Source organism: Synechococcus sp. UW105 (genome assembly GCF_900473935.1).
Taxonomy (GTDB): Bacteria; Cyanobacteriota; Cyanobacteriia; order PCC-6307; family Cyanobiaceae; genus Synechococcus_C.
The window spans coordinates 58,583-74,364 of the sequence record NZ_UCNN01000017.1 but is presented as its reverse complement, the minus strand read 5'-3'; the positions used below and the strand labels follow the sequence as shown (position 1 = coordinate 74,364).

22 protein-coding genes are annotated in these 15,782 nt (G+C 59.8%); 11 read left to right on the top strand and 11 right to left on the bottom strand.

All coding sequences use genetic code 11. The features are described 5' to 3' along the window. Positions 1 to 16 precede the first annotated feature (16 nt). From DXY16_RS15270 to DXY16_RS06765, 6 genes are all read left to right on the top strand, one after another. Positions 17 to 142, top strand: a complete 126-nt coding sequence (locus tag DXY16_RS15270) for a hypothetical protein (RefSeq protein ID WP_256359588.1) — start codon at positions 17 to 19, stop codon at positions 140 to 142. A gap of 34 nt (positions 143 to 176) precedes the next feature. Then, the gene (locus tag DXY16_RS06785) at positions 177 to 986 is read left to right on the top strand and encodes a HEAT repeat domain-containing protein (RefSeq protein ID WP_115120501.1); all 810 of its coding nucleotides are present in this window, start codon (positions 177 to 179) and stop codon (positions 984 to 986) included. 116 nt (positions 987 to 1,102) lie between these two features. Beyond that, the gene (locus tag DXY16_RS06780; RefSeq protein WP_115019590.1) at positions 1,103 to 1,306 is read left to right on the top strand and encodes a DUF2997 domain-containing protein; all 204 of its coding nucleotides are present in this window, start codon (positions 1,103 to 1,105) and stop codon (positions 1,304 to 1,306) included. Further along, the gene (locus DXY16_RS06775) at positions 1,306 to 1,698 is read left to right on the top strand and encodes a DUF1257 domain-containing protein (protein WP_115019588.1); all 393 of its coding nucleotides are present in this window, start codon (positions 1,306 to 1,308) and stop codon (positions 1,696 to 1,698) included. Before DXY16_RS06780 ends, DXY16_RS06775 begins: the two co-directional genes overlap by 1 nt. Before the next feature lie 20 nt (positions 1,699 to 1,718). Further along, complete coding sequence (locus DXY16_RS06770; protein WP_115120500.1) at positions 1,719 to 2,105, top strand: ferredoxin; 387 nt, start codon at positions 1,719 to 1,721, stop codon at positions 2,103 to 2,105. Next, entirely contained in the window at positions 2,105 to 3,310 is a 1,206-nt protein-coding gene (locus tag DXY16_RS06765; protein ID WP_115120499.1) for an aldo/keto reductase, read from the top strand. Before DXY16_RS06770 ends, DXY16_RS06765 begins: the two co-directional genes overlap by 1 nt. Before the next feature lie 19 nt (positions 3,311 to 3,329). Here DXY16_RS06765 and rsmG read toward each other — a convergent pair whose 3' ends face one another. Continuing rightward, on the bottom strand, positions 3,330 to 4,082 hold the full coding sequence (rsmG, locus tag DXY16_RS06760) for a 16S rRNA (guanine(527)-N(7))-methyltransferase RsmG (RefSeq protein WP_115120498.1): 753 nt from the start codon (positions 4,080 to 4,082) through the stop codon (positions 3,330 to 3,332). Positions 4,083 to 4,116: 34 nt separating this feature from the next. On the opposite strand from rsmG, the gene DXY16_RS06755 reads away from it, so the two are divergent. Both DXY16_RS06755 and DXY16_RS06750 read left to right on the top strand, forming a co-directional pair. Next, the gene (locus tag DXY16_RS06755) at positions 4,117 to 4,698 is read left to right on the top strand and encodes a J domain-containing protein (RefSeq protein WP_244281588.1); all 582 of its coding nucleotides are present in this window, start codon (positions 4,117 to 4,119) and stop codon (positions 4,696 to 4,698) included. Continuing rightward, entirely contained in the window at positions 4,640 to 4,906 is a 267-nt protein-coding gene (locus DXY16_RS06750; protein ID WP_115120497.1) for a DUF3143 domain-containing protein, read from the top strand. Before DXY16_RS06755 ends, DXY16_RS06750 begins: the two co-directional genes overlap by 59 nt. A gap of 113 nt (positions 4,907 to 5,019) precedes the next feature. Here DXY16_RS06750 and DXY16_RS14715 read toward each other — a convergent pair whose 3' ends face one another. From DXY16_RS14715 to DXY16_RS06735, 4 genes are read right to left on the bottom strand one after another with little or no spacing between them, the layout of a single operon-like run. Then, a complete protein-coding gene (locus DXY16_RS14715; RefSeq protein ID WP_170953877.1) occupies positions 5,020 to 5,175 on the bottom strand; it encodes a hypothetical protein in 156 nt (51 codons plus the stop codon). Positions 5,176 to 5,177: 2 nt separating this feature from the next. After that, the gene (gene bioD / locus DXY16_RS06745; protein ID WP_115120496.1) at positions 5,178 to 5,852 is read right to left on the bottom strand and encodes a dethiobiotin synthase; all 675 of its coding nucleotides are present in this window, start codon (positions 5,850 to 5,852) and stop codon (positions 5,178 to 5,180) included. After that, complete coding sequence (locus DXY16_RS06740; protein ID WP_115120495.1) at positions 5,849 to 6,574, bottom strand: alpha/beta hydrolase; 726 nt, start codon at positions 6,572 to 6,574, stop codon at positions 5,849 to 5,851. Before DXY16_RS06740 ends, bioD begins: the two co-directional genes overlap by 4 nt. Positions 6,575 to 6,604: 30 nt before the next feature. Then, positions 6,605 to 7,771 carry an aminotransferase class I/II-fold pyridoxal phosphate-dependent enzyme gene (locus DXY16_RS06735; RefSeq protein ID WP_115120494.1) on the bottom strand — a complete coding sequence of 389 codons (1,167 nt, stop codon included), beginning with the start codon at positions 7,769 to 7,771 and terminating at the stop codon, positions 6,605 to 6,607. Between the two features lie 59 nt (positions 7,772 to 7,830). Between DXY16_RS06735 and DXY16_RS06730 the strand changes: the two genes are divergently transcribed. Further along, the gene (locus DXY16_RS06730) at positions 7,831 to 10,593 is read left to right on the top strand and encodes an RNA helicase (protein WP_115120493.1); all 2,763 of its coding nucleotides are present in this window, start codon (positions 7,831 to 7,833) and stop codon (positions 10,591 to 10,593) included. Between the two features lie 12 nt (positions 10,594 to 10,605). Here the strand turns inward: DXY16_RS06730 and fumC are convergent, their stop codons facing one another. The 4 genes from fumC to DXY16_RS06710 form a co-directional block, all read right to left on the bottom strand. Beyond that, positions 10,606 to 12,003, bottom strand: coding sequence for a class II fumarate hydratase (gene fumC / locus DXY16_RS06725; protein WP_115120545.1), 1,398 nt, complete (start codon positions 12,001 to 12,003; stop codon positions 10,606 to 10,608). 92 nt (positions 12,004 to 12,095) lie between these two features. After that, complete coding sequence (locus DXY16_RS06720) at positions 12,096 to 12,197, bottom strand: adenylosuccinate lyase (RefSeq protein ID WP_115120492.1); 102 nt, start codon at positions 12,195 to 12,197, stop codon at positions 12,096 to 12,098. 15 nt (positions 12,198 to 12,212) lie between these two features. Further along, positions 12,213 to 13,508 carry an adenylosuccinate lyase gene (gene purB / locus DXY16_RS06715; RefSeq protein ID WP_115120491.1) on the bottom strand — a complete coding sequence of 432 codons (1,296 nt, stop codon included), beginning with the start codon at positions 13,506 to 13,508 and terminating at the stop codon, positions 12,213 to 12,215. A gap of 43 nt (positions 13,509 to 13,551) precedes the next feature. Continuing rightward, on the bottom strand, positions 13,552 to 13,815 hold the full coding sequence (locus DXY16_RS06710; RefSeq protein WP_115019564.1) for a hypothetical protein: 264 nt from the start codon (positions 13,813 to 13,815) through the stop codon (positions 13,552 to 13,554). Positions 13,816 to 13,914: 99 nt separating this feature from the next. Between DXY16_RS06710 and DXY16_RS06705 the strand changes: the two genes are divergently transcribed. After that, positions 13,915 to 14,775, top strand: coding sequence for a TlyA family RNA methyltransferase (locus tag DXY16_RS06705; RefSeq protein WP_115120544.1), 861 nt, complete (start codon positions 13,915 to 13,917; stop codon positions 14,773 to 14,775). A 26-nt stretch (positions 14,776 to 14,801) separates the two neighbouring features. On the opposite strand, the gene DXY16_RS06700 is transcribed toward DXY16_RS06705, so the two are convergent. Both DXY16_RS06700 and DXY16_RS06695 read right to left on the bottom strand, forming a co-directional pair. Continuing rightward, positions 14,802 to 15,140: a P-II family nitrogen regulator gene (locus DXY16_RS06700; RefSeq protein ID WP_115019558.1), complete on the bottom strand. Its 339-nt coding sequence runs from the start codon at positions 15,138 to 15,140 to the stop codon at positions 14,802 to 14,804. A gap of 164 nt (positions 15,141 to 15,304) precedes the next feature. Beyond that, a complete protein-coding gene (locus DXY16_RS06695) occupies positions 15,305 to 15,523 on the bottom strand; it encodes a DUF4278 domain-containing protein (RefSeq protein WP_115120490.1) in 219 nt (72 codons plus the stop codon). Positions 15,524 to 15,541: 18 nt separating this feature from the next. On the opposite strand from DXY16_RS06695, the gene DXY16_RS15010 reads away from it, so the two are divergent. Continuing rightward, positions 15,542 to 15,712 carry a hypothetical protein gene (locus DXY16_RS15010; protein WP_206749553.1) on the top strand — a complete coding sequence of 57 codons (171 nt, stop codon included), beginning with the start codon at positions 15,542 to 15,544 and terminating at the stop codon, positions 15,710 to 15,712. The last annotated feature ends 70 nt before the right edge of the window (positions 15,713 to 15,782 follow it).

Here is a 15,782-nt window from a genome sequence, read left to right as displayed (position 1 = left end):
TGAAAGCCTCTTCAAGTTGCAGTTCTTCCGTTCCACTCTTCTGCCGGCGCTGATTGTGCTGCTCTTCGCCTTAGCCCTCGTGGCCGTTAGTGCCCGGATCTGGTTGCCAGGCGACATGCTCGCCCCTGCCCCCATCGGCTGATTCATGCCATCCAGCTGCCTTTACGATCAGCATCATGAGTGATCTTGAAAACCAGTCAGGAGACGAGGGGTTGGCCGATCTCGCCATTGACCCTGAGGTGCTTGAGAGGGAGCTTGCCGCCGAGCTGCTTGGTGATCCTCTTGATGAGATCGCCTGCGAGGAAAGTGAAGATGAGGCACTCGTAGCGGCACGAGAGTGTGACGCAGGCCTGAAGTGGTTGCTGGGTAGTCATGAGGATCGTTTGCAGGGATTGAGGGTGTTCTGTGAATACCGAGACCCTCGTGCAGTGCCACAGCTTCTCCCTCTGCTTCAGGAGATGTGTCCTGTGTTGAGGATGAGTGCGGTGTATGCCCTTGGACGGAATCCATCTCCAGTGGCCGTAGAGCCTCTTCTGAATCTTCTGCAGTCCGACTCCAACGGCTACGTGCGCAAGGCAGTGGTTTGGAGTCTGGGCAACCATGCCGATGCTCCTGTGCTCAACCCCCTGGTTCGTGCCCTCCAAACCGATATCGCGGCCGTGCGTCTGTGGGCATCCGTTTCGTTGGCAGAAGCGGGGATGGTCTCAGCGGCCAAGGCTGATCTTGTTGCCTCCGAGCTGTTGGTCAGCCTCGGGATCGATAGTGAGCCGGTGGTACGTAGTAACTGCATCTGGTCACTTGGCCAGTTGATCGATCAATTGGAGGCGCCGCGCCGCGAGCAGGTGATGGAGGCATTTGTTCAAGCCTTGGTGCACGACCCTGAAGCCTCTGTGCGCGATGAAGCTCGAGCTGCGTTGGAGCAGCTTGATCAGCCTGACTTGCTGGAACGGGTGCAGACGTTGGTGGACGAGGGGCTTCTGGCGTAAAGCATCGTCTGATCGCGTCTGATCACGACTTCAACCACTCTGTGGCCGAGCTGTAACAGATAAACCCCAGCCTTTGGCAACGTTGCTTAGCATCTGCCGAACATTGACTGAGGTGCATGCCCCAGCGCACACTCCGCTTTCGGATCCGCCCCGATGGTCGCGTCGAGGAACGGGTTGAAGGTCTTCAGGGAGAGGCTTGCCTGGGACTCACCGAACGGCTGGAGACCGCTTTAGGCTCCGTCGAACGGCGAGAGGCCACATCTGAGGCCTACACCACACCTTCTGAGCAATCCCAGCCCCTGTCCGTTAAACATCTCTGATGTCTCACTTCAGCACTGTCAAAACCGAGCTCCGTCAACGTGAGCCTCTGGTCGCGGCCCTGCGTGATCTTGGCTATTCCCCAGAGGAGGGATCAAGAGTGGTGCGCGGCTATCGCGGTCAGACAGTGGAAGCCGAACTGGCAGTGGCGATGAGCGATGGTGGGGATCTTGGCTTTCGCTGGAATGCAGAAACCGGCGCCTATGAATTGGTCACCGATCTCGATCTCTGGAGACAACAAGTGCCGATCGAGCGTTTTCTGTCCAAACTCACTCAGCGCTATGCGTTCAATACTGTTTTGAAAGCAAGCGCTCAAGAAGGGTTTGAAGTCGCTGAACAACGTGATTGTCAGGATGGATCAATCGAGCTTGTTGTGACGCGCTGGGATGCTTAATTCCTGGTTCCGACTGTTGCGTGACCTTTCCTTTTGACCCTTCTGTCGCCTACAGGGCCTCGGCTGTTGAGTCCGATGGTCCGACTGGATCAGAGCCTGTTCTCGGCGGTGCTCTGAGAGAACAAGCTGTTTGGGTGGATGAGGCAGTTTGTATCGGCTGTCGTTACTGCTCTCACGTGGCTTCCAACACCTTTGTGATTGAACCAAGCCTGGGGCGTTCTCGGGCGATTCGTCAGGATGGCGACAGCACATCCTGCATCCAAGAGGCGATCGAGACTTGCCCGGTGGATTGCATTCATTGGGTCGGCTTTGAGGAGCTTGATGGTCTCCGCGAGCGTCTTGAGGGCATGGAGATGTTGCCTTTGGGTTTGCCCTCTCCCTCACGGCACCGCCGGCAAAAGTTCTGATGGCGGCCGGCTTGCCCACCCGGCGTTTTGGGCGCACGGAGTTATCAATCCCGGTGCTTTCGCTCGGGGGCATGCGCTTTCAGCAGAGCTGGACCGATCTCCCTGCAGAAGAGATCAAGCCTGAGTCACAGAAGACGGTTGAAGCCACGCTGCAGAAAGCCGTGGATTGCGGTTTTCACCATGTGGAAACCGCCAGGCATTACGGCAGTTCCGAGCGCCAGATCGGCTGGGCGTTGCCGAAGGCTTGTGATCCGCAACGCCTTCTCCAGACCAAGGTGCCACCCCGTGAAGACCCGGCTGTGTTTGAACGAGAGCTTGAGCTCAGTGTGGAGCGGCTTGGTGGGGCCCGTCTTGATCTGCTGGCGATTCATGGAATCAACCTGTCAGAGCATCTCGACTGGACCATTCGGTCAGGGGGCTGTCTGGAGGTGGTGCGGCGCTGGCAAAGCGAGAACCGCATCGGTCATGTGGGTTTCTCCACCCACGGTCCAACGGACCTGATCCTGAAGGCGATCGCCACCGATCGTTTTGATTACGTCAATTTGCACTGGTACTTCATACGCCAGGACAACGATCTGGCCCTCACGGCTGCGAGGCGCCATGACATGGGTGTTTTCATCATCAGCCCTACCGATAAGGGCGGGCATCTGCATACTCCCTCGCCCAGGTTGGTGGAGCTTTGCGCACCCTTGCATCCGATCGTCTTCAACGATCTTTTTTGTCTCAGTGATCCCAGGGTGCATACGATCAGCGTTGGCCCTTCCCAACCAAGCGATCTTGATTTGCATCTAGAGGCGGTTGCCTTGCTTGATCAGGCTCCTGCTTTGATCCTGCCGATCATTGAGCGGCTCCAATCTGCAGCCCGCATGGCTCTCGGAGATGCCTGGTGTGAGACCTGGCAAGCCGGATTGCCGAGTTGGGAAGACACACCTGGCGAGATCAACCTGCCTGTGTTGCTCTGGTTGCACGGTTTGGTAGAGGCCTGGGGCTTAGAGGGCTATGCCAAGGCCCGCTACGGCCTGTTGGGTCAGGGATCCCATTGGTTCCCTGGGGCGAATGCCGATCTGCTCGATCGGGATGTGAGTGAAGCCTGCTTAAGAGCTGCACTCACGAAGAGCCCCTGGGCTGATCAGATCCCAACCCTGTTGCGGGGGTTACGGCAACGGGTCGGCGGATGCGCGCAGCAGCGTCTGGCGCAGATCTGATGCATTGCCCTTCCCGTCTTCAACCGCTGTTGGCGCCAAGGGGGAGCTTGGCAGGCAGTCCCACAGCCCGGGGATAGGTTTTGGGACAGGGGCCGGTCGCTTGCAGGCGCAAAAGATGGCGCATGCCTTTTCCCGCTGGCAGTTCCAGAGCATCACGCGCTCTGATCCGAGCTTTGAGGGGGGCCAAGGCTTGTTCCAGCTCCTGCTGATCGTTAACGCTCCAGCGGCCGCGATACAGGAGTGCCTCGCCCTCGTTGCGCAGCAGTGGCACCAGATATTCGGCCACCACAGGGGCCGCCGCTACGGCACGAGCCATGGCCAGGTCAAAGTGGCCGCGGCAGGAAGGATCGCGGCCTGTCAGCTCCACGCGCTCGGTACGAACGGTGACTCTGTCTTTGATGCCAATCGCCTCTGCCATGGCCAGGACTGCGGTGGTTTTTCGGCCGACCGAATCCACCAGAGTGAGTTGGGCCCCCGGCAGGGCAATGGCGACTGCTAGCCCAGGGAAGCCTCCACCGGTGCCCACATCGATACAGCGGCGAGGAGCTGTCGCAGTTTCCAGTTCCTGATGCAGGGGCCAGAGACTGTCAATGATCTGCGACACCCAAAAGTCTTCTCCCTCCAATAGCCGTGTCAGGTTGACGCGGGAATTCCAGCTCAGAAGTTCGCTCTGCAAGGTCTGGAACTGGAGGAGCTGCACCTCGTTTGGAGCCCAGCCCAAGGCGTTCCAAAGTTCAGGACCAGGAACACTAAAAAGGGACGTGGACGGCATGGAGCGCGAAGGACAAGTCTTCCTAGGATGACGCTTGGCCTCCCGCTTCGATGTGGCCTCTGCAGATCGGAGTGTGAGCACCCCACCGACTCATTACGAACGTCTTGGGGTAGGGCCAGGAGCTGATAGCCACACACTGCGTCAGGCCTTCCGCAGCCGCAGCAAGGCGCTCCATCCTGATACCACCAGCCTTCCAGCCGCTGAGGCGGCGCGACAGTTCAGGCTGTTGCGCGAAGCCTATGACCAGTTGCAGGATCCCACCCGGCGGGCTGCCTATGACGCGTCCTTGCAGCAGCAGTGCCTTCAACAGCAGCAAGCAGCCGAGAAAGCTCAAGCGACACCTCTCGCTAATTCGGATGGTTGGGGTCGTGTCGGGGAACGTCGCCCTCTTTCCGGGGGGGAATGGTGGGCACTGTTGCTGTTGCTGCTGGCTCTGATCTTCTGCCTGTTGCTGGGCATCGGTGGCGCCTGGGCCCGAGGCTTGGAACTCCAGGTGCAACCCAGTTGGTTGGTGGCAGATCAGACTTTGGCTCAGCCTTTGATCAAGGTTCGCAGCGATGACCCCACTGCCACCGGGCCAGACACCACTCAATCGCCATTCACTCCGCTCACTTGAAGAATGGCTCAACGAACTCGGTGCCGTTCGCACGGAGTCAGACCCTTGCCTCTGGCATTGGCAACAACCCACATGGTCCGCTCAGATCCGTTTGGACCAGGAAGACCTTCTGGTGACCTGGGAACACACTGGCAGGCCCTGCCAACGCAGCTTCCCCTACGGACTGTCCCGATTGGATGTTGAGGCTGCCATGCGGGCAGGTCCCTGATGGCTTGCCACCAACAGTCTCAAGCGCAGCCGTTGATCCTCCAACCAGCTCGCTTTGATGAGCATGAATGGGTCACAAGGTGGCCTTTGGGATCCCCAATTCTTTGGGCTGCATTAGCGACAGACTTCACTGCGCTCTTCTGCTCCGGTGGAGAGAGGCCCGCAGTTGACCCAGCGCACCAGATTCAACTCCACATCAGTGAACAGAACAAGGATGCCTCCGCAGAGCAGGATGACTGCAAGGGTTGCCCATGTCTGTCGGCGGCTCATGCTCAGTTGCTTGCTTGGGTGAGTACTGCTTTGAACTTAGGGCCGAGATTCTGCTGTTGCCACTCACGTTGCAGGGTCTCTGCATTCAGTGGATTCAGGGGTGGCAGCTGTGCGAGGACCGGCACCTTCCCCAGCTGCTCCAGGGTGCGTGGGTTGTCGGCATGACAGGGGCCATTCAGGATCAGTCCCAGCACGGGAAGGTCCCGGCGCTTTAAGGCCTCGAGGCTGAGCAGGGTGTGATTGAGGGTGCCCAGGCCGCTGTGGGCCACCAGCACGATGGGCAGTCGCCAGCGTTCTAGCTGATCGATTTGCAACCAGTCGCGCGTGAGTGGCACCAGCAGCCCTCCCGCACATTCCACGACAAGTGGTGAGGTCACAGATGGGAGACGGAGATGGGCGGGATTGATCCGTTTGCTTTCGCGTTCCGCCGCCCAGTGAGGCGAGACGGGCGCTTGGAACACGTAGGCCTCCGGGATCCAGCGCTGCTCGGGCAGGTTCAGCAGCTTGATCACCTGCTGACGGTCACTGCCTTCGCTCAGACCACTTTGCACCGGTTTCCAGTAGCTCGCCCCCAGCCCCTGCACCAACAAGGCACTAACCACCGTCTTGCCGACATCGGTGTCTGTCCCACAGACCACCAGCTGGAGGGGGGATTGTTCAGAGATGGTGGAGGTCATGGTGCTGTTCCGGAGTGTTCAAGCCATTCCTGCACGCGCAACAGCAGATCGGGTACGAGCAAGGCATGGCCACTGCCCTCCAGAGTCCAGATGCTGGGTTTGTGTTGGAGATGGTGCTGGAGATCTTCCAGCAATTGCCGGCGTGCTTCGGCCACCACAATCGCGTCTGCGCCCGCATTCACCACCAGCACCCTGGCACCGGTGGGAAGACCAGAGGGAAGCGATGCGGTGTCACGGAGCTGTGTGAGATCCGCACGCAGTCGTTGTCTGCCTGCAGTCGAAAGCCCGTCGTGTACAGGGTTTGCTGGTAGCCCGCTTGCAGATTCAGGGGCTGCAGCCCGGTTGAGAAAGGTGTGAAGCATGGTCCTTTCTTGGTCTGTGCCGATGCAGTGGCCCATGCCGATCAGCCCGGTATGCAGGGCTCGTCCGGCTCGCCCTACAGGCACAAAACGGCTGAAGCAGGCCAGCAGCACCACGTCGGTTGACGCTCTGAGCACCGGTTCGGGCAGCAGATGGGGACCAAGAGAGTGGCCGATGATCACGCGGCGCTGTTGTTGGACCGGACTGCGATCGCTGCTCCAGGTGGGCATGAAGGGTGGACGTGACCCGTACCCCCTCTCTCCGTTTTGCCACGTCCACCCATGGTGTTGGAAGCGGCGCTGCCAAGGGCGCCATACACGGCTGTCGCCGCTCCAACCATGCATGGCGATGACTTGTTTCATCGCAGTGTGATTGCGGTCATGGGGTAGCGGTCATTGAGCCTTCGCCAGGCAGTGCAGCAAGAGTTCCAAGGTGTCATCACTCTGCTGCCGATGCAGCACTAGGCGCAGCCTTGCACTGCCCTCCGGCACCGTGGGGGGACGGATGGCAATGCTGAGTAGGCCTGCCTGCTCCAGTTGTTGCTGCAGATTCAGGGCGGTTTGGTCATCGCCCACAAGCAACGGCAGGATCGGGCCACGCCCCCTTGGCCTTGGCCAGCCCGCAGTCGCGATGCGATCGCGCCAGTGCTCAGCACGCTCCACCAACTCCCTGCCCCAGTGGGGGTGAGCCTGGATGAGTTGGAGGGCCGCCAGGGCTGCAGCTGCCAGGGGGGGGGCTAGGGCTGTGGTGTAGCGGAATGCGCCGCTGCTTTGCAGCAGTTGATCTCCCACTTCGTCATCACAAGCGAGAAAGGCGCCGCCACTGCCGAATGCCTTGCCGAAGGTGCCGCTCACCATCGTGACGCCGTGATGGATGTGATCACTGGGCGTTGCAATGGTTGCCGCCAGTCCTTCTCCATTGGGCCCAAGGATTCCGAGGGCGTGTGCTTCATCGACGAGCAGCTTTGCGTCATGGGCACAGCAGAGCGCCACCATGCTCGCCAGATCCGGGCTGGTTCCCTCCATGCTGAACAGACTTTCGGTGATCACCAGCAGCGGCTGGGACGGCCTTGCCCTGCGAATGTTCTCGAGCTGAAGACTGAGATCTCCAAGGTTGTTATGGGCGAACCGCTTGAGCCGGGCACCGCTCGCTTGAACACCCACCAGTAGGGAGTGATGGATGAGCCGGTCGGCCAGCACCGTGGTGTGTCGATCCGTGAGGGCTGTCACCGCCGCCAGGTTTGCTTGAAAGCCACTGGGAAAGAGAAAGGCCCGTTTCCAGCCCAACCAGGACCCCAGAGCGGCTTCCAGCTCCTCATGGACCGGACGGCTACCGCTCACCAGACGCGAACCACCGGCGCCGACCCCTTGATCCTTGATGGCCCGCCAGGCGGCCTGTTGCAGCAGGGGATGTCGGGCCAGATTGAGATAATCATTGCTCGCCAGATCAACCAGGCCCTGATGGGATGGGTGGGTGCCGGAGGGTCGCAGGCGATCCGATCCGGGCTTGGGCACCCAGGTGCGCAGGCTGCGGCGGCGAGCGGGCGGGATGCTGGCCATCGATTCACTTTGGATCACGCCTGTCGGTGTGAGGCCATGGCCTCCCTAGGATCTTGGCCATGGCTGATCATGATTCACCCTCTGCGCAGTCTGCAATCAATGGGGTGATTGACCTCGAGCAGCTGTTTTCCTTCGCACTGGATGACTTCCAGCTTGAAGCGATCGATGCCCTCAATCAGGGACAGTCGGTCGTGGTGAGTGCTCCCACAGGCTCAGGAAAGACCTTGGTGGGTGAATATGCCATTCACCGCGCCATCGCGCACGGTCAGAAGGTGTTTTACACCACCCCTTTAAAAGCACTGTCCAATCAGAAATTACGGGATTTCCGCGAGCAGTTCGGTCAAGACAATGTTGGCCTGATGACCGGTGATTTGAGCGTCAATCGCGACGCCAGGGTCGTGGTGATGACAACCGAGATCTTCCGCAACATGCTCTATGCGGAAGTGGACAAGGGCAACGATCCCCTTGCTGATGTTGAGGCTGTGGTCCTCGACGAGTGCCATTACATGAATGACTCTCAGCGCGGCACCGTTTGGGAGGAATCGATCATTCATTGCCCGCCATCGGTCCAGTTGGTGGCGCTGTCAGCCACGGTCGCCAACGCAGGTCAACTCACCGATTGGATTGAGCGTGTTCACGGGCCGACAAGGCTCGTCTTGAGCGATTTCCGTCCGGTGCCGCTGCAGTTCAGCTTCTGCAGTGCCAAGGGATTGCATCCTTTGCTGAATGAAGCCGGTAATGGTTTGCATCCCAACTGCAAGGTGTGGCGTGCTCCCAAAGGTCACAAGCGCAAGGGTCGCTCCCCAAAACCACCGCAGCCAGAACCGCCACCGATCAGTTTCGTGGTGGCCCAGATGGCAGAGCGGGACATGCTTCCGGCGATCTATTTCATCTTCAGCCGGCGCGGATGCGATAAGGCTGTTCGTGATCTCGGCGTGCAGTGCCTCGTCTCGACAGAAGAACAAGCCCGGATCGCTGCGCGTTTGCGGGCCTATACCCTTGCCAACCCGGAAGCCGTCCGTGACGGGCTCCATGCCGATGCCCTACTGAGAGGGATTGCTGCACACCATGCCGGTGTGCTTCCGGCTTGGAAAGAGTTGATTGAAGAGCTGTTTCAGCAGGGATTGGTGAAGGTGGTTTTTGCTACCGAAACCCTGGCTGCCGGCATCAATATGCCTGCCAGGAGCACTGTGATCGCTTCATTGTCGAAGCGCACAGAACGGGGCCATCGCCCCTTGATGGCCAGTGAATTTCTACAGATGGCCGGTCGTGCGGGGCGCCGTGGTCTCGACTCCAAGGGGTATGTGGTCACTGTGCAGAGCCGCTTTGAGGGGGTCCGCGAGGCGGGGCAGTTGGCCACCAGCCCTGCGGATCCGCTGGTGAGTCAGTTCACTCCCAGCTATGGCATGGTGCTCAATCTGCTTGCTCGCCATGACCTCTCGAAGGCGCGGGAGTTGGTCGAGCGCAGCTTCGGGCGCTATCTGGCAAGCCTCGACTTGGTGGAGGAGGAGGAGATCCTCAATCAGTTGCGTCTTCAGCTCGGCCAACTCCAGGGCACGTCAGGAGATGTGCCTTGGGAAGACTTCGAGGATTATGAGAAACGGCGTGGACGCCTGCGCGAGGAGAGGAGACTGCTGCGCATCCTGCAGCAGCAGGCTGAGGAAACCTTGGCCAATGAACTCACCCTGGCGCTTCAGTTCGCCAGTACCGGAACGCTGGTGAGTCTGAAGGCCCCACAACTGCGCGGTGGTGTCACCCCAGCGGTGATTGTTGACAAGCTCGATGGCCCGGGTCAGTTTCCATTGCTGCTCTGCCTGACGCACGACAATGTCTGGCTGTTGCTGCCCTGTCAGGCGGTCGTGAGTCTGCATGCAGAGCTCAGCTGCCTCCAGGTGGACAGTGTCACCGCTCTCGACCTCCATCGAGCTGGCGAGTTGCGTCATGGTGACCAGCAGAGCGGTGGTCTTGCTCTGGCAGTGGCGCATATGGCCCAACGCCATGACATGACAACGCCCCAATACGACCTGGCTGGTGAGGTGCTTTCCCAGGCCAGGCTGGTGAAGGAGTTGGAGGAGGATCTGGAGGCCCATCCCGCTCACCGCTGGGGTGATCGGCGTCAGCTCAAGAAGCATCGGCGGCGTATGGAAGAGCTAGAGATCGAGATCGGCGAACGCCAGCAGCTCTTGCATCATCGGGCCAATCGCCATTGGGACACCTTCCTGGCCCTGATCGAGATCCTTCAGCACTTTGGTTGTCTTGACGATCTTCAGCCCACGGAGATTGGCCGTACCGTTGCAGCCCTTCGGGGTGATAACGAGCTCTGGCTTGGTCTGGCCTTGATGAGCGGCCATCTGGATGATCTGCCGCCACAAGAGTTGGCAGCAGTGTTCGAGGCGATCAGCACTGAAGTGAACCGGCCGGATCTATGGAGTGGTTTCCCGCCCCCGCCGCGAGCTGAGGAGGCTTTGCATGATCTGATGGGACTTCGCCGCGAACTGTTGCGGGCCCAGGAACGCTCCAACGTGGTGGTGCCTGTGTGGTGGGAGCCCGAGCTGATGGGGCTGGTCGAGGCGTGGGCCAATGGCTGCGCCTGGAATGACCTCATCGCTAACACCTCCTTGGATGAGGGCGATGTGGTGCGAATCATGCGGCGAACGGTGGATCTTTTGGCCCAGGTGCCCTACTGCGAAGCGATCAGCGAGCAGCTGCGCAGTCATGCCCGTCAGGCGCTGAGGGCGATCAACCGCTTCCCGGTGGCTGAAGCCGAGGATCTGCTCAAGACTGGTGAGGGACTCAATCCTGCGACTGAACGGGCAGCTTGACCAGCTTTCCCCTTAGCCGTGGGGGATGGTCATGGCGGCCGGATCGACGATGCGATCGAAGTCTTCGGCGCTGACATAGCCGAGCTCTAGGGCTGCATCGCGCAAACTTGAGCCCTGTTCATGGGCATATTTAGCGATAGCGCTGGCTTTGTCGTAGCCAATCACCGGTGCCAAGGGGGTCACCAGCATCAGCGACTGCTCAACGTCGCGCTGGATTCGGGTGTTGTTGGGCGTGATCCCTTCCACCATCGCGACCCGGAAGCAGCGGCTGGCATCCGTTAGCAACGTGATGGCCTGCAGCAGGTTGAAGCCGATCAGTGGTTTGTAGACGTTCATTTGTAGATGGCCACCGGCGCCTGCCATGGCCACGGCTGCATCCAGACCGATCACCTGGGTGCATACCATCGCCATGGCTTCACACTGCGTGGGGTTCACCTTGCCAGGCATGATCGAGCTCCCGGGCTCGTTCTCTGGGAGATGCAGTTCCGCCAGGCCGGCGCGGGGTCCGCAGGCAAGCAGGCGGATGTCGTTGGCGATCTTGAGCAGGCTCACAGCCAGCAGTCGGAGTTGCCCCATGGCGTTGACCAGGCCGTCATGGCTCGCCATCACGGCGAATTTGTTCGGTGCGGAGCTGAAAGGCAACCCCATCAGGCGGGCTAATTCCGCGGCGGCTTGGTCCGCATAGCCATCGGGGGCATTGAGGCCTGTGCCTACGGCGGTGCCCCCGAGCGGCAGCAACAGCACTTCCTTCAGGCTGGCGTTGATGCGCACAGACGCAGTGTTGATCTGATCTCGCCATGCGGAGGCCTCTTGCCCCAAGGTGAGAGGTACCGCGTCCTGGAGGTGCGTGCGGCCGATTTTCACGATGCTTCCCCAGGCCTCAGCTTTGGCCGCAAAGGTTTGGCTCAGCCGTTGTAGTTCAGGTAATAGACGGTGGCAGATCCCATCAGCTGCGGCGACGTGAATCGCTGCTGGGAAGGCGTCGTTGGTCGATTGCGACTTGTTGACGTGGTCATTGGGATGGACTGGTTGATGGCTGCCGAGCTCTTCTCCTGAGCTGCGTGCTGCCAGATTGCTGATCACCTCGTTGAGGTTCATGTTGGTCTGGGTCCCGCTGCCGGTCTGCCAGACCCGAAGAGGAAATTGATCGTCGTGTTGGCCTTCTGCAATGGAGGCAGCAGCGTCAACAATCAAATCGCGTTTCGCTTCGTCCAGGACACCAAGTTTGGTGTTGACGATGGCTGCCACCTGCTTGATCCTTGCCAGGGCATGGATCAGCTCAGTTGGCATCCTGTCGGCTGCAATGTCGAAGTTCTGCAGAGACCGTTGGGTTTGAGCGCCCCATAGGGCTTCAGCAGGCACCTCAACAGGCCCCATGCTGTCGGTTTCGACCCGTGTCGCTGCCACCATCAGTTCGTCTCGCCCCGCTGCGACGCACTTGCACACGTCTTCATCCTGCCAGCAGGGCTTGGATGACCGACTCTGGTGTTGGTCAGCTGTCTTCAGCTGTCTGGTCTAGGTCGCAGCACCAGCCAGGTCACAGCCGCTAAGCCTGACAGGCTCACGACCACGTAAATCCAGTCGGCATAGGGGGTCCAGAACATCGGCTGAGCGGGTGATCAGAGCCCCAGGCGTGACCAGATCACCCCTAGGTTGGCCTGGTGTAGATCGGTGCTGAAGCAGGCCGCCAGTTGTTCGGGATTGAGCTTGTTGGTCACATCGGGGTCGGCTTCTAAATTGCCGCGGAAATCACCACCGTCGGTGTTCCAGGCCGTATGGGCGTTGCGTTGCACGACCCGGTAGGCATCCTCACGGCTCATGCCGGCATCGACTAATCCAAGTAGGACTCGCTGGCTAAACACCACGCCGCCGTAGACGTTCATATTGCGGCGCATGTTGTCGGGATACACCCCCAGTTGGGAGATGACGGCGGTCATCTCTCTCAGCATGAAGTGAAGGGTGACAGAGCAGTCGGGCAGCATCATGCGCTCGGTGGAACTGTGGCTGATGTCGCGTTCATGCCAGAGCGCCACGTTTTCCAGTGCTGCCACCACGTAGCTGCGCAGTACGCGCGCCAGACCGCTGATCCGCTCGCTGCGGATCGGATTGCGCTTGTGAGGCATGGCTGAACTGCCTTTCTGTCCCTTGGCGAAGCTCTCCTCCACCTCAAGCACGTCAGTGCGTTGCAGGTTGCGGATCTCGGTGGCGAATCGGTCGAGAGACGCTCCCACCAGTGCGAGTGTCTGCACGTAATCGGCATGGCGATCGCGTGAGATCACCTGAGTGCTGGCGGTGTCTGGGGTGAGGTCCAGCCGCTCGCAAGTCAGGCGCTCCACTTCAGGGTCGGTATTGGCGTAGGTGCCCATGGCACCGCTGATCTGGCCGACGGCCACATCACGCTCAAGTCGCTCAAGCCGCTCTGCGTTGCGGCGGGTCTCCGCTAGCCAGCCAGCCAGTTTGAAACCAAAGGTGATCGGTTCGCCATGAATGGCGTGGGAGCGACCGATCATCACGGTGGCCTTGTGGGCGATCGCCAGCTTGGCGATCGCCTGATCCAGATCGGCGAGTTCCTTTCGCAGCAAGCCAACCGATGCCTTGAGCTGCAAGGCAACGCCGGTATCCAGCACGTCGCTGCTGGTCATGCCGACATGAATGAAGCGTCCTGCATCACCCACGTGCTCGTTCACATTCGTGAGGAAGGCAATCACATCGTGACGAACCTCCGCCTCGATCTCGAGGATCCGCTCCGGCTCGAAGGCGGCCTTGGTCCTGATCTCCTCCATCGCGTCCTCAGGCACGCGTCCAAGGCTGCAGTTCGCTTCACAAGCGGCCACTTCAACGTCGAGCCAGCTCTGGTATTTGGCTTTATCAGTCCAGAGGTTGCCCATTTCGGGCAGGGTGTATCTCTCGATCAAGGCCAGCGCGTGGCAACGACGTCACCAATGTATGGCCCTGCCTTCAGGCTGAATGCAGCCGCTGGTGCTCCACTTCCCACTGCACATGCTGGCCCCAGGCCTGCTGCCGCACTAGGCAACGACCGCCACGGCAGTGGATGACCTGAAAGGGAGGAAGGTCTGAGGGATGGTTATCGAGGGTCACGAAACTACCGGGGTGCAGCAGTTCGAACACATCGTGCTTTGGAGCTGGGGAGACGGCGCTGAGAACGCGTTCAGCCCGGTTTCGGCCGTGGCGATGGCTGCGGGGAGGCTGACTAGCTGACACGTCCCGATGGGCGGATTGGGTTGATCTTCCCGGAGGTCATCCAGGCTTTGGACTTACCCCCCGGATTTGTTCGGTTTTCCCCTCTGCTTTTATGACGAAATGGCACACAAGACCCGTTTGGACCAGCATTTGCTGACGCTGGGCCTGGTGCCAACCAGGCAGCAGGCTCAGCTGTTGATTCGTGCTGGCAAGGTTCGTGATGGAAGCGGGCTGCTGCTGGATAAGCCTGGCCAGCAGGTGGCCATGGATCTCACGGTGACTGTGGAGCAACCCCCACGTTTTGTCTCCCGTGGAGGAGAGAAATTGCTGAAGGGGCTCGAGGTGTTTCCTCTGACAGTTGAGGGTCGCGTTTGTCTGGATGGTGGGATCTCTACCGGTGGATTCACCGATTGCCTTTTGCAGCACGGTGCGCGTCGGGTCTATGGAATTGATGTGGGCTATGGCCAGACGGCCTGGAGCCTGCGCACCGACCCCAGGGTGGTGCTGCGAGAACGCACCAATCTGCGCAGGCTCACCCCCGAAGAGATGTATGGACCTGATGATCCCCGCCCCGACTTTGCGGTAGCGGATGTCTCTTTCATTTCGCTAGGTCTGGTGATGCCAGCGATTCAGGCCTTGCTTGCCCCTTCGGAAGCGGAAGCCGTGCTGCTGGTGAAACCCCAGTTTGAAGTGGGTCGTGAACGGGTGGGGAAGGGAGGAGTCGTCAGAGATCCTGGGGCCCATCGCGATGCTTTGCGTGGAGTGATTCAGGCTGCATCTGGTCTCGCTTGGCAGGCTTACGGACTCGTTGGCTCGCCCATTACCGGACCGGCCGGCAATCACGAATATCTGCTCTGGTTGCGCGCCGGGCGCCCGGATCTGGTCTGGTTGTCTGGTTCACGCAAGGGTCAAGCTGTGACCGAGGTCGATGACACAGACATCGCCAGAGTGGTGACTACCACCCTGGCGAAGGCTGAATGAAGTCATCCGAGCGGGTGGACCTGTCGTCAGAGAGCGGTGCCGTCGCGCTCACCCGTGCGGATTCTCAACACGCTGTCGACTGGGGAAATGAAGATCTTGCCGTCGCCGATCTCTCCTGTTTTGGCGGCCTCAGCGATGGCGTTCACGACGGCCTCAACATTGCTGTCATCGATCACAACCTCGATCTTCAGTTTCTGTAGGAATTCAACGGTGAATTCAGATCCGCGGTAGCGCTCCACCTGGCCTTTCTGGCGTCCGAAGCCGCGTACTTCGCTCACAGTCATGCCAACGATGCCGGCGTTGACTAGGGCGAGTTTGACGTCCTCAAGCTTGAAGGGGCGAATGATGGCCTCGACTTTTTTCATGGACGGCGATCGATAATTTCGAGTGTTAAAAGTGTGTCAGAAAAGGCCTGCTTTCGGTAGAGCCTGCACCGGAAGATATTGCAGGATGAATTGAAAAGGTCTCTCTGAGGTTTCGCCCATTAGGACTCAGCCTCGGAGAGAGGATTGTGCTGGCTGCTACTGATTCAGGAGTCCAAGCTGCTCTGGGCCTCTTGGCGGCGATGGTGATACACGCTGCCTCGGTAATGGAGCTCTACGTGTGGATCGGGCGCTGCAGCGTCGTGTCGCAGAGGAGCTTCGTAGTGCAGGCCACGGTAGGTGTGATCAACCTTGGCTCTGCTGGCCTGTTCGTGCTTGCTGGGGTCGTACTGGATCCCGCGATAGGTGCGCAGTTGAATGGTCATGGTGGGCAACTCGAAGGGATGAACCTTGTCCCGGCTTTGGCCGGGTCCGCTTCGATAGAAGGAGCGTTGCTTCGCCTTGCGGACTGGCTACTTCCTGCTGGTGGGTCGGTGCAAAGCACCGCTGGAGCTCAACGTTTTGTCCTTCATTATCATTTTATCGAGATGCCGCTGTTCATGGTGAACATTTGATCATTCCTTCATGGATATTTCCTGAAGGAATGTGGTGGCGGTGGGCTTGCCCTGAGCCTTAGTGTTCGAC